Raw genomic sequence first — 13,877 nt, 5'->3', positions numbered from 1 at the left:
GATTCTACATTTATCATCTTACAATAAATGATTTTTATGCTAAAGAAAATATTGCTTTTGGGTGCAGGTGAGTTGGGTAAAGAATTTGTAATTGCCTGCAAGCGTTTAGGTCAATATGTAGTTGCGGTTGATAGTTATAAAGGTGCCCCTGCAATGCAAGTTTCTGATGAGCATGAAATCATTAATATGCTCGATGGAGCTGCATTAGACGCAATTGTCGCCAAGCATCGACCTGATATCATAGTGCCAGAAATTGAGGCAATTCGTACCGAGAGATTTTACGATTACGAATCTCAAGGTATACAGGTAGTGCCAAGTGCAAAAGCAGCCAATTTCACCATGAATCGTAAAGCCATTCGCGATTTGGCAGCGAAGGATTTGGGTGTTAAAACAGCCAAATATGCTTATGCGACTTCCTTAGAAGAACTAAAAGGAGCAGCTGAAAAAATCGGGTTGCCTTGTGTGGTAAAGCCATTGATGTCCTCAAGTGGTAAAGGTCAATCAGTGTTGAAAGAATTGAGGCAAGTAGAAGAAGTGTGGAATTACGCTGTGGAAGGTTCTAGGGGTGATATCGTAGAGGTGATTCTTGAAGAATTTATACCGTTTCAATCGGAGATTACTTTACTTACCGTTACGCAAAAAAATGGACCAACATTATTTTGTGCTCCCATTGGTCATCGTCAGGAACGGGGCGATTATCAAGAAAGTTGGCAACCACATTTTGTGAGCAATGTACAATTAAAACAGGCTCAGGATATGGCATTAAAAGTGACTCAAGCATTGGGAGGTGCCGGTATTTGGGGCGTCGAGTTTTTCTTAGGCGAAACTGAAGTATGGTTTTCCGAGTTGTCTCCACGACCACATGATACGGGAATGGTAACACTAGCCAACACACAAAATTTCAATGAATTTGAATTGCACGCAAGAGCAGTATTGGGCTTACCTATCCCTGAAATTACTTTAGAGCGCTATGGAGCAAGTGCAGTAGTGCTAGCAACAAAAAGTGCTGAGAAAGCAATTTTTTCAGGATTGGAAACGGCATCTACTTTTGATAAGTCTGATTTTAAAATTTTTGGAAAACTAAACACTCGCCCTTATCGCCGAATGGCTGTAGCCTTGGCTTATGATAAAATAGGCACAGATGTCCAGACCATAAAAAATCGAGCAATAGAAATAGCCTCAATGATAAAGGTGGATTAAGTTAATGGATAGATTTTCAATTTTCAAGACTGGAGATCATCAAGGATTTCGATTATTTAAATGAATTTAGGGTCTGTTACTATTTGCAAAATTTGTCCTCGGACCATTTCCTTGGGTTATTGATTATGTATTTCGATATGTTGTGATAAGCGCGTTCATTCCGGATAATATGTTCGTAGAAGTTGCGCTGCCATAACTTTCCTTTAAACTGTGGCCACCCTTTTGTTTTTACGCCACGGATGTACTTTACCGTAACAATGGACTGAAACGCACCAACTATTTCACCGACCGTTTTAACCTTCTTCCCTTTCTCTCTAGCTGTTTTGGCAGTATGGGCAATCCCTTGTGGTTGCCCTTCTTGCGGCTGGGTTTCTTCTTGCTTTGGTTGGTTTTTTGGGTTGACTGTGGGAGATGTTCCTTCCTGAGGGTTGGTTTCTGCCGACGAGTTTTTGGGGTCGACCACGAGGGTCGTCCTTACGGGTTGCCCTTCTTGCGGCTGGTTTTCTTTGTCTTGTGCTTGTGTTTTGTTCGTTGTGTCGACCACGAGGGTATTCGGGTCGACCATGAGTGTCGCTCCTGCATTTGGGGGATTTGTGATGGTGTTCGATGATTTAACAATTTCCAAAATGGCGTGGAAATGATTTGGCATCACTACGAATTCGTGTAATTGGGTATTTTGGAATCGCTCAGGTAATTGCATCCATTCCGATTCCACCATTTTTCCTATTTCATTCAACACCATCTCCCCATTCACCACCTGTCCAAATCGGCAGATTCTGTCCTGACAGCATATTGTGATGAAATACAAACCCGCCTGTGAATAGTCGTAGCCTTTTAATCGAATCGACTTCCTTTTGTGAATTTTGGGATTGTATTTCGGCTTGTAGTGCATTAATAAAATAATAGTCTATCTCTTCAATTTAAGAAAAATCCATTTTAATAGAAAGCTTCACCTAGAGTACCCAAATCTCAAATGCCACACATCCCAAAGGAAATACTGCAAATCTTTCTTCGAACTCTGGATATTGAGAGATACTTTTGCCATTCAATTTGAATTGTATGAGAATCTCGATTTTTTTGATTGCTGTGTGTAGTACCATTTTTTTATCTGCCTGCACTGATGAAGAAGTAGAACCACAAGAATTCGCCCTTGAGCAGCCTGATGTTTTTGCAGAAGCAGATTATCAAGTTTATGCGGCTATTCTTGAGCATTACGATTTAGGTTTTTATCCAATTCTACAGCAGACGAGTAATTATACAGTCGCTGAGGAAAATTTTACTTTGTTCTTCAATCTTTCTGAACTCCAAAATATGGAGGGAAATCTTTATCAGAAGTTTTTAGATGTGAATGTGGATCAAAAACTATTGGACGATAAAGTGGCGGCTGAAGAGCAGGTGATCAAGCTTATTCCTAATCAAGAATTTAACTTTTACTTCTCAGAAGACGATGAGCACAGAGCTTGGGAAGCCTTTAGCAAAAGTTATCCGACAAGCAATTATAGCTTGTTTATGTTCAGTCAGGTTGGAATGAATGAATCGCACAATCAGGCTATTACAGCAATTCATTATTACTATGGTGAAAGCGTAGATTGGCGATATCAAACGGATGAATTTGGTGCGCTGGTTTATCTAGAAAAGTCTGATAGTGGAAACTGGGAAGTAATAAAATCTGCCACTTTCCAGAAGTGATTCTACTTTAGTCTTAAATTTTGAGTGAATTTTGATTATAAAAGACCTTGGAAATCCATTTCATCTCCTGACGTTTACTCCATTCCAATTTGGTTTATCATCCTATCCTCCCGCTGATGATAGCCGATATTTTGGGCTTCACTGACCTTTCAATCTCTTAAACTTCCGATCGCATTATATTATTTGTTTTCTGATCAATTTGCCCATATTTTTAATTGACTTTCGTTTGTTGTGCTAAATTTCCTTTTTAGCCAAAACCAAAGTTCAATTTGTTGATCATAAACCTAATCTAACGATATGAAAAGAAGAGATTTTATAGCTTTATCTGGCATGAGCGTGGGAGGCTTGATGTTGTCGTCCATCCCATTGATGGGCAGGCAGGTGTCGGCTGAGCAATTGCTTAATCCCAGTTTAGATTTTGCAGCTAAAAAAGAACTAGGTAATGTGGCTCTTAATGCGGCTAAAGCTAAAGGTGCTACATACACAGATGTGCGAATTGGTAGATATTTACAGCAGTTTTTGTTTACGCGAGAAGCAAACGTTCAAAATATAAGCAATGCTGAATCTTTTGGTGTGGGCATTAGAGTAATTGCCAATGGCACTTGGGGCTTTGCTTCTACAAGTGATGTGAGTGCCGACGGAATAAAGGCATGTGCAGAAAATGCAGTGGCAATTGCTATGGCTAATTCCAAAATACAAACTGAGCCGGTTGAGCTTGCCCCGGTGACTGGCGCAGGTGATGTGCAATGGAGAACGCCAATTGTGAAAAATGCATTCGAAATTCCGATCCAAGAAAAGATTGACTTGCTGATGAATGTGAATGGTGAAGCCATGAAAAATGGTGCAGGTTTCGTTACATCCAATCTATTTATGGTGAACGAACAAAAATTCTTTGCATCAACGGATGGCTCATACATCGATCAGGATGTACACCGTATTTGGCCAACATTTACTGTTACGGCTGTAGATGCAGCTGCCGGCCGATTCAAAACACGTGATGCCATAAGTGCTCCAATGGGCATGGGCTTCGAATATTTGGATGGCAAAGCTTCGGAAAAAATTGCCGGCCCGAATGGCTTAATAGGCTATCGCAATTCTTATGATATGGTGGAAGATGCTATTATGGCAGCACAGCAAGCAAAAGAAAAACTTACGGCGAAATCAGTTGATCCGGGTAAATATGACTTGGTGCTTGATCCGAATCACTTGGGACTGACCATTCATGAATCTGTAGGTCACCCGCTTGAGCTTGATAGAGTGCTGGGCTATGAAGCCAACTATGCAGGAACCAGTTTTGCGACTTTGGACAAATGGCGTTCTGGCAACTTCAAATATGGTAGTGACCTTGTAAATATCTTTGCTGACAAAACCCAAAAGCACTCTCTAGGCTATGTGGCTTATGATGATGAAGGCGTGAAATGCAAGGAATGGGACTTGATAAAAGATGGCGTTTTGGTAAACTATCAAGCCATTCGCGATCAAGTGAAAATAATTGATGAGGCAGAATCTCATGGATGCTGCTATGCGGATAGTTGGAGTTCTGTTCAGTTTCAACGTATGCCGAATGTCTCTTTGAAACCTGGTGCAGCTAAAATGTCGGTAAACGATATGATTAAAAATGTAGAAAGAGGAATTTACATAATTGGACGTGGATCTTATTCTATAGATCAGCAGCGATATAATTTCCAATTTGGCGGACAGCTATACTATGAAATCCGTAATGGAGAGATTGTAGGCATGCTTGATGATGTTGCCTATCAGTCTAATACCCAAGAGTTTTGGAATTCTGTGACGCAAATTTGTGATAAAGATGATTACCGCATGTTCGGTTCATTTTTCGATGGAAAAGGCCAGCCGGGACAGGTGAGTGCAGTTTCGCATGGTAGCAGTACCACTCGCTTTGATGGAGTAAATGTCATCAACACAGGACGTAGGATTTAAATCTAAAAGAAAATCAAATGGCAATTTTAACTAGAGAAGAAGCTAAAAGAATTATAGATAAGGTGCTCTCCTATTCCAATTGTGATGAGCTCAATGTAAGTCTAGGTGGCGGGAGGACGGGTAATATCCGTTATGCCCGAAATACGGTGTCCACAGCAGGTATCACCGATGATTTATCTTTGGCTGTAACGGCAGTTTATGGCAAGAAATCAGGCTCAGCAACGATCAACGAATTTGATGATGAGTCGCTAGAGAAAACAGTGAGAAGAGCCGAAGAAATTGCAAAACTTGCACCTGAGAATCCAGAATTTCTGCCAGCTCTTGGGCCGCAGCAATATTTGGAATCGCAAGGATTTGCAAATGCCACTGCCAATATTTCGGCGGAGGATAGAGCCAAATTGGCGATTGATAGCATTCAGCCATGTATCGATGGCGGGTTAACTGCTGCAGGCTATTTGGAAGATTCGGCAGGTTTTTCTGCAATAGGTAATACGAAAGGCCTATTTGCATATAACAGGTCCACAAGTGTAGATTTCTCTGTAACGGTTCGAACCAACGATGGCAGAGGATCGGGCTATGTTTCCAAAGATTACAATGATTCATCTAAGCTCAATTCAGGTGCAGCTACTAGTGTGGCAATCCAAAAAGCTAAGGCTTCTGCCGAAGCGCAAGCCATTGAGCCAGGTAAATACACAGTGATATTGGAGCCATTGGCAGCATCCAACTTATTGGGTGGAATTGTGAACCAAATGAACGCCCGAAGTGCAGATGAAGGAAGAAGTTTCCTTAGCAAGCAAGGCGGTGGAACTCGTTTAGGAGAAAAGCTTTTCGATGAAAGAGTAAATATTTACTCAGACCCAACTCACCCTGAAGTACCTGTATCCCCTTGGACTGGAGATGGCCTTCCACGCAAGAAAATGACTTGGATAGAAAATGGAGTGGTGAAAAATATGGTCTATTCTCGCTATTGGGCTGAGAAAAACGGTGTAGAACCAATTCCATCGCCAGGAGCAATAATTATGGAAGGTGGAAATGATAGCCTTGCAGACTTGATTCGCTCTACAGAAAGAGGCGTTTTGGTTACTCGTTTTTGGTATATTAGATCAGTCGATCCTCAAACGCTACTCGTTACCGGACTTACTCGTGACGGTACTTTCTTTATCGAAAACGGGCAAATCAAATTCCCGGTAAAGAACTTCCGCTTCAACGAAAGCCCAATAGTGATGCTTAACAATATAGAAGCAATGGGTCGCCCTGAGCGGGTGGGTGGTAGTATGATTCCTCCAATGAAAATTCGAGATTTCACCTTTACCAGTTTGTCTGACGCAGTATAATATCACCTCCCGCTTCGATTTACTCGAAGGGTAAATATTAGGAAAGCACCTTTTTTCGAGAACATTATTCACACATTATTGAATAATCGGAAAAGGTGCCTTCCATTTTTTTGGCAAGTCAAATTTTGCTCAATTTCAGATGCGTAAATTCTTTTTCACCAGACTAAAATACAACTCAGGCAATTGGGATACCGACCAACGGATGCCTTCCAATTTGCTCAATTCTTTGGTGGAGTATACGACCATTCCTATTGATGAAACAGAGCGAGTAATCCCGCTTAGCAGTACTGAGATTTTCAGTAGTCCGTTTTGTTATATCAGTGGGCATAAGTTGGTGGAATTTTCGACGGAAGAAAGGCAGAATTTTAAAAGCTATGTTGAAAATGGCGGTTTCGTATTTGCCGATGACTGCAACCACGATATTGATGGGCTTTTTGCCAAGTCATTTGAGCAGGAAATGGAGCGAACTTTTGGGAAAGACAAGCTTCAAAAAATTCCGAATGACCATGAGATTTACAATTGCTTTTTCAAATTTGAAGATGGCCCACCAACCACCTCTTTCGAGCTGAATGGCTGGGGAGATGATATCGTGCATGATTATTTGAAAGCGATCATCATCAATGGTAGAATTGGCGTGCTGTATAGCAATAAAGACTATGGCTGTGAATGGGATTATGATTTTAGAAATAAGAGATTTTTGGCTAGAGACAATACGCGATTTGGCGTGAACATCGTCGTATATGCATTAACTGTATAATATTGGAAACACAAGAATTAAGTATTACCAAAGATTTGGTAGCAAAACTACCCAAACTCAAAACCGAGATTGCCAAAGTAATCGTAGGGCAGGAGGAAGTGGTAGAAGAGATTTTGATCAGCCTAATGGCGGGAGGACATTGTTTGCTCGAAGGCGTGCCTGGCTTAGCCAAAACATTGATGGTGAAAACGATGGCTTCTGCTTTGGATTTGAAATTTAACAGAATCCAATTTACACCTGATCTAATGCCAGGTGATATACTCGGCACGGAAATGCTAGAAGAAGATGCCGAAACAGGCAGGAAGTTTTTCGATTTCAAACAAGGGCCTATTTTCGCCAATATCGTTTTGGCTGATGAGATCAACCGAACTCCACCGAAAACGCAATCGGCATTGCTTGAAGCGATGCAAGAATATAGCGTAACCTATGCGGGCAAAAACTATCCGCTCGCCAAGCCATTCTTGATTATTGCCACTCAAAATCCCATTGAGCAATCAGGAACGTATCCGCTTCCAGAAGCTCAGTTGGATAGATTTTTACTTTATATAAAGCTGGCTTACCCAAGCGATTCGGAAGAATTGGAAGTACTAAAAAGAACCACAGGCGAGCAAAAAGTCAAAATAGAAAACGTAATAAATGGCGCTGAAATAGAGCTCCTCCAAAAGCTCACCCGCCAAGTGCATATTAGCGATGAATTGCTCACGATGATCAATAAATTGGTGCGTGAGACAAGACCACAAAGCACTAAAATTGAGTTTGTGAAACAATGGGCAGAATGGGGTGCTGGGCCAAGAGCTGGGCAAGCATTAGTACTTTGCGCAAAGGCCAGAGCCATATTGCATGAGCGATATTCTGTAACGCCAGAGGATGTTAAAACCTTGGCTTTCCCGGTGCTGCGTCATCGTATTGCGCTCAACTTCAAAGCAGAAGCGGAAGGGATAAGCACAGATGATGTAATCGCAAATCTTATCAAAAGCATTTAGAAGCCATGAAAGTCGGCAATCTCGATTTGGTACGCTTGCACAATTTGCAGCTCGTTGGCAAAAAGATCAGCGATATGTTGCAATTGGGTATGCATCCAAGTATCCGTGCGGGTATGGGTACAGAGTTCGAGCAATACCGACACTACCAAGCAGGTGATGATCCTCGCCGTATCGATTGGAAAAGATTGGCTCGCACTGGTAAATATATGGTGCAAGAATCTGCCATTGAGAGTCATCAGCGTTTCCGCTTTATGCTAGATTTGTCAGGCTCCATGAATTATGAAGAGGGCGGATTTACTCGCTTGGATTATGCCAAAATGCTTATTGCGTCATTGGCCAATATGGCTTATCGACAAGGAGATGAACTCTCACTTTTCGGGTTGAAAAATGGGCAAATAGAAGTGCTCACAGAACCCGGCAAACAGGCTTTTCGGATGGCGCTTTATCAATTGGAAAAAGCCGAAGCGGGAGGTAAATGGATTGCACCGGAAGAGGGCTATTTTTCCTTAATCAATAAGCAAAAAGAAATACTTGTACTTGTATCCGACTTGTTGCAAGTAAATGAAGAGTGGCTCCAAACCATTAAGTCTCTGATCAGTCCACGTAGAGAAATCATTATTGTGCAGCTTCTAGGAGAGCAGGAACTTGACTTTTCTATACAAGGATTTTATCGATTTCAGGATTTGGAATCGGGGAAGCACGTAGAATTGAATGCAAGCTCCGTAAGAGCAGATTATCTAAAAGCAATGAGAGCTTATTTGGATATGCTGGACGATAAATTGCGTTTTCCAAACCTCACTTATTTGCGCATTTCTTTGCAAACACCCATTGCAGAGGCCGTTCGAGATTGTGTGCTTAAACATCAGCAATCATGAGCTTTTTCAATTCGGCTTGGCTATGGGCTGCTACGGCAATTGCAATTCCGATAGCCATCCATTTGTGGAATGCCCGCAAAGGCAAACCAATGCCTTGGGCAACGATTCAGTTTTTGCAGGAAAAGGAAAATCAAACCTCCCGCGGTTTTCAGCTCGATCATATTTTGCTCTTGGTTTTGCGATGCCTTATCTTAATTATCATCGCCTTTTTGCTAGCAGAACCTATTCAAAATGCCATTTATACTGATAATTCTATTAGCAAAATTCATCTTGTAGCACCTTCTCAAAATGTGGTAGAAGATTTTCGATTTGAGCTGAGTCAAGCGTTTGAGCAAAGTGATGAAGTCTATTGGCTCAACTCTTCAACTGAGGAATTAACAAGCCTTGAGAACCTGCCCGTATCCGAAAATCAAAAGCTCGATTTGCAAAAACATATCGATGCTTTTAGCGATCCGAATGTTGAATTACATTTCTATTTGGAGAATGATGTTAATAAGCTGTCTGCCAAAAATTATTTTATTCCAAATCAGTTTCAGTTGCATTTAAGTGAAAACCTAGGAGCCAATATGGGTATTCCTGCCATTCAGTTTGCAGATAATGCTTTGCTAGTTTCTGAGGATGAATTGCTGCAAACAATAGCTAATTCAAGCCTGCCATCTAATGCCAAAATCATTCATCAAGGCCCTATTTTTCTTGTGTTTGAGGCCGTATCTGCTCAAGAAGAGAACTTATTAAAAACGGCTATTGGAGCCATTGAGGAGGTTTGTTCGATGGAATTTGTATTCGAAGCGGATAGGAATCCTGATTTGATTTTTACTAAGTCTTTGCCTGAAGAACTGAATGAAGACATAAGTTATGTCCTTATTAATAGCGAAGAACTGATTTTGAATAAGAATTTATTTCCATTGGAGATAGAAGAAAATCAACGGTTTGAAGCGGGGCAATTGCCGGAGGAAATTCTAGAGATTATTATTGAACATTTTGATATAGATTGGCGGCCTGTGAAGACAAGTCAACAGCAATTTGCTGGTTTTTTCGCGCCGATTGAAAACGCCGATGAAAACCGAAAAAAACCAGAATGGCCCATTCTTTTGTTATTGCTTTGCGTTGGTGCAGAAAGAATAGTAGCATTGAATAGAAACAGGTGAATACGCTCCGCAAAACCATATCGAATATCCAAAATCAGTTGATGATTAACGCTTTGCTGAAGTCCTTTTTGGCAGCGATAATTGTCGGGCTTTTGCTATTTGCATTTGGGCTTGCTGCAATATTTAGTTTGCTTTTGGCTCTTATAGTTGGTTTGGGTGTTGCATTTCGTTTTAGGGTATTTCACTCCAATCAGCAAAAGGTCTTAGCAATTGTACACCAAGATGTGCCTGATTTGGAATATAGTTCGGCTTTGCTGTATAAGCCACAGCTGAACCTTGCCGAGCAATTGCAAATGGAGCGCTTAGGAAATCGTATTTCTCAAATTCAGTTTCCAAATTATGCTTTTCAGCAATTGATGCCTTTTGTGATAGGCTTGCTTGTTTCGGTGAGTTTTTATGCATTGGCAGATTATATTTTACCCGCCAATAATCTTGGAATTTCTACTCAGCGAATTGCCCCGATAGTTGATAACGAGCCCAAGAATTATTTGCCGCAATTTCAACATGCGACAGTCACCGTTTCACCTCCCGCCTATACTGGCTTGGTGGAGGAGGAAAGGCAAGATTTGAATGTGAGGGCAATTGTAAATAGTGAGTTAAGCTGGGAAGTTTCATTTTCGAATGCGGATTCCCTTTCTGTTTTCTTGGTAAATAATAAGAACCAAAAAATTGCTTTCCAGAAAAAGGGCGATGTGTATAGGCGGGAGGATAACGTAATTTCTAGCGGGCTTTACAATATCCGAGCGTTCCATGCAGACTCATTAATCTACAGTTCCGATCAATACAGAATTGAGGCCATTCCGGATTTAGCGCCTAAGATCGAGCCGAGTTCTAAGGAGCTATTTTCGAACTATACTGAAAAGGATGGCGCAGAATATAGTGTGAAAGCGCAAGTTTCAGATGATTTTCTGGTAAGTGAAGTTTATTTAGTAGCAACTTTGGCGCGTGGTTCTGGTGAGAATGTGCGTTTTCGCGAGACAAGATTGTCATTTGATCGAAAGAATTTCCAGTCTGCCCAAATGGAGAAAAAGCTTGATTTGAAATCGATGGATTTCAACAAAGGGGATGAGTTGTACTATTTTTGGGTGGCGGTAGATAATCAAAGACCAGAGCCAAATATATCGCGATCAGATACCTACTTCCTTATTTACAAAGACTCTACAGAACTAGCAGAAGCGGAATTGGCCACAATGGCCATAAATGTATTGCCTGATTATTTCCGCAGCCAAAGGCAAATTATCATCGATACAGAGAAATTGATTGCTGATAAAGAGTCGCTCGAAAAGCAGGAATTCAATTCCACTTCCAACGAGATTGGTTACGACCAAAAAGTACTACGACTCCGCTATGGCCAATATTTGGGAGAAGAGTTTGAAAGTACGGCTGGAAATGGTGAACCAATACCGGAAGGAGCTTCGCTTGAAGCTTTATTGTCAGGATTTGTGCACGACCATGATGGTGGAGAGAAAGAAGATAATCATACTGGAGAACAAGAGGAAGGTAATGCGATTGAAGAATTGCACGACCATGGAGGATTGGAAACAGGTGAGGAGGAAGATCCCATGGCAGCACTTATGTCCAGCTATTTGCACGACCATGATTCGGGTGAGAAAAATACCTACTTTGAGCAATCTACCAGAAGTCTACTGAAAATGGCTCTGGAAGAAATGTGGCAGTCAGAATTGCACATGCGATTGTATCATCCCGAAGATGCTTTGCCATATCAGCAGAGAGCACTTGAATATTTGAAAACGGCTCAACAGCGAGCAAGAGTTTATGTAAAGCGGATTGGTTATGATCCACCTCCCATCAAAGAAGATGAAAAACGCCTTACTGGCAAGCTGGAGGATATAAATAAGGAATTTGATAAGAATTTGAGCTTTGAGCCTGCGCTATTCCAAACACGATTAGCGCAAGTAAACGGCTTGCTTGAAAAGGAAAATTTAAATCGAGCGGAGTTGAACACATTCCAGGAGTTGGGCTTACTTTGGAGCGAATGGATGCTGCAATCGGAGCTCGATGATTGGAAATATCTTAGTAGCATTCAGAAAATCGCCACCAATGAGGCATTGACACAAACTGAAAAGTTGATGTTGAAAAAGAGGATTTCATCGCTTTTGCTAAATCCAAGCGGCTTAGATGGATCATTTATCACCAATCAGAAACTGGAAGAAGCCTTCCGTAAGCGATTAAAAGATGGGATTTGATTGGGCGTATTCCATAGCACTAGCTTGGATAATTGGCAGCATTTTGCTCTTATTACTGTTTTGGCAGTTCTATTTTATCTTCAAGGATGATCGGCTTTCCTCCCGCCGAAAATCGCTTAGAGCATTGCTAAATTTGCTGTTTATCAGCGCCCTCGCTGGCTTTATTCTTCAGCCTACCTTCCCTATTTCGGAGCGGAATTTTACGATCATTGCTTATAGCGATGAGGTGAAAAATGAGCATTTGGATAGCTTGAAAAATGAAAGAGATATAAGACGAGCTATACCGATTGACAGGTTGGCAAAGGAGGATTTGAAAGTAGTCGCTTTTGGTAATCAATGGACTAAAGAGCAATTAAGTACTTTGAGGTTGCGGGAGGTAGAATGGGTGCCTCTGGATCAAAAGGATGCTTTGCAGAATTTGAAATGGAAGGCAATTCTGTACCAAGGAGAAAAGCAGAAAATTGAGACAGAAATATTAGCTACGAGCGCAGGTATTTTGCCACTAATGGATGGTGAACTGCTCATTGATTCCATTACTTTAGTCCCAGGTTTCAATACGATAGAATTAGAAGTGCCCATAAAGACATTGGGTAGAAATAGCTGGAATTTGATTGACTACAATTCAGACACATTAGAAATCAATTTTTACAGCATAGAAAGACCTCCCGCATCTTATCTGATGCTTCAATCTTTCCCAACAACTGAGTTTAGAGTATTGGCTCAATGGCTAGGAAAGCAGCATAGCAAAGTAGAAATCATTACTCAGACGTCTGCTGATGCAAGTGTAGGGGTTTCTATAAATCAGTCTGATAGCAGTGATATCCTGATTGCTGATCCTAGTTTTGTAAGTGATGCCAGAGTCAGGGAAATCTTACAAAAGGGAGGGACTGTGTTTTTTCCTATTACCCAGCCTGAAGTGGAGATTTCGAAAATAAACCAGCAATTGGAAACGGATTTCACCATACAGAAACTGAGTGATGAGGAGAAAGTAAAGATTAGCAATAATATTGATGCACTGCCATTTTCCTTTGGAGATAAGGCAAGTCAAAAGCAGATTTTAGATAATAAAGTAGCCTTGGAAAACATTGGAACGGGAAAGGTGATGCTAAGCCTTTTGTGGGATACTTACCCAATCCAGTTTGCAGGAGACAGCATTCTCTATCATGAGCTTTGGACTGAACTAAGCAATGAGATGCTGCCTGCAGCAGATATAAATTGGCAAATAGCTGCACCCCTTATTCAAGATTTTCCAGAGAAGCTAGCAGTAAATACTAAAACCGAATTGTCGCAAATCATCCCGCAGAATGAGGATTCTGTTTATTTTCAAGCTTCCGCTGTAAATTCATTTAATTATTCTTCTGAATTTAATTTCCCTTACAATGGTTGGCAAACCTTTGCCGATAGTTTGGAAGTATATGTTTATTCTCAGGATGAGCTGCCTTTGCAATCTGGCCGCAAACAGATGATAAACTTTATAAAAGTTCATCATCAGGAACCTATCAATACCCAATTATCCAAAAAGCTCCCAAAGGGAGTTTGGCTAGGTATTTTGCTGATTTTAGCGATGCTTTTGTGGATTGAGCCGAAGGTTTGATTTGGTTTTTTTAGCCTATTTAAAATCAATTTCAGAATATAAACGTAAGAATATCCATACTTTTTGTTTTAAAGCATTTGGTAATATGTATTTATTAGCATAATTGAATAAAATTATCAAGAATTATGTATTTACCAACTCGAATTAAA

Annotated in this window: 11 protein-coding genes; 10 read left to right on the top strand and 1 reads right to left on the bottom strand. The window is 40.9% G+C overall.

The window, feature by feature from the left end:
• Positions 1–36: 36 nt before the first annotated feature.
• Positions 37–1,200 carry a formate-dependent phosphoribosylglycinamide formyltransferase gene (gene purT / locus ACOXY8_RS07435; protein WP_458330934.1) on the top strand — a complete coding sequence of 388 codons (1,164 nt, stop codon included), beginning with the start codon at positions 37–39 and terminating at the stop codon, positions 1,198–1,200.
• Between the two features lie 79 nt (positions 1,201–1,279).
• Here purT and ACOXY8_RS07430 read toward each other — a convergent pair whose 3' ends face one another.
• Positions 1,280–2,092, bottom strand: coding sequence for a transposase (locus ACOXY8_RS07430; protein WP_458330933.1), 813 nt, complete (start codon positions 2,090–2,092; stop codon positions 1,280–1,282).
• Between the two features lie 167 nt (positions 2,093–2,259).
• Between ACOXY8_RS07430 and ACOXY8_RS07425 the strand changes: the two genes are divergently transcribed.
• From ACOXY8_RS07425 to ACOXY8_RS07385, 9 genes are all read left to right on the top strand, one after another.
• Positions 2,260–2,889, top strand: a complete 630-nt coding sequence (locus ACOXY8_RS07425) for a hypothetical protein (protein ID WP_458330932.1) — start codon at positions 2,260–2,262, stop codon at positions 2,887–2,889.
• A gap of 297 nt (positions 2,890–3,186) precedes the next feature.
• A complete protein-coding gene (locus ACOXY8_RS07420; protein WP_458330931.1) occupies positions 3,187–4,830 on the top strand; it encodes a TldD/PmbA family protein in 1,644 nt (547 codons plus the stop codon).
• Between the two features lie 17 nt (positions 4,831–4,847).
• Entirely contained in the window at positions 4,848–6,164 is a 1,317-nt protein-coding gene (locus tag ACOXY8_RS07415; RefSeq protein WP_458330930.1) for a TldD/PmbA family protein, read from the top strand.
• A gap of 139 nt (positions 6,165–6,303) precedes the next feature.
• Complete coding sequence (locus tag ACOXY8_RS07410; RefSeq protein WP_458330929.1) at positions 6,304–6,921, top strand: DUF4159 domain-containing protein; 618 nt, start codon at positions 6,304–6,306, stop codon at positions 6,919–6,921.
• Positions 6,922–6,923: 2 nt separating this feature from the next.
• Positions 6,924–7,904: an AAA family ATPase gene (locus ACOXY8_RS07405; RefSeq protein ID WP_458330928.1), complete on the top strand. Its 981-nt coding sequence runs from the start codon at positions 6,924–6,926 to the stop codon at positions 7,902–7,904.
• Between the two features lie 5 nt (positions 7,905–7,909).
• Entirely contained in the window at positions 7,910–8,779 is an 870-nt protein-coding gene (locus tag ACOXY8_RS07400; protein ID WP_458330927.1) for a DUF58 domain-containing protein, read from the top strand.
• Entirely contained in the window at positions 8,776–9,927 is a 1,152-nt protein-coding gene (locus ACOXY8_RS07395) for a BatA domain-containing protein (protein WP_458330926.1), read from the top strand. The genes ACOXY8_RS07400 and ACOXY8_RS07395 overlap by 4 nt, the downstream gene beginning before the upstream one ends.
• Before the next feature lie 41 nt (positions 9,928–9,968).
• Complete coding sequence (locus ACOXY8_RS07390; protein WP_458330925.1) at positions 9,969–12,134, top strand: hypothetical protein; 2,166 nt, start codon at positions 9,969–9,971, stop codon at positions 12,132–12,134.
• Complete coding sequence (locus ACOXY8_RS07385; protein WP_458330924.1) at positions 12,124–13,728, top strand: hypothetical protein; 1,605 nt, start codon at positions 12,124–12,126, stop codon at positions 13,726–13,728. The genes ACOXY8_RS07390 and ACOXY8_RS07385 overlap by 11 nt, the downstream gene beginning before the upstream one ends.
• Positions 13,729–13,877: the final 149 nt, after the last annotated feature.

The sequence above is a fragment of the Peijinzhouia sedimentorum genome (assembly GCF_049340005.1).
Taxonomy (GTDB): Bacteria; Bacteroidota; Bacteroidia; order Cytophagales; family Cyclobacteriaceae; genus CAXBDP01.
This window is presented reverse-complemented; position numbering and strand designations above follow the sequence as displayed.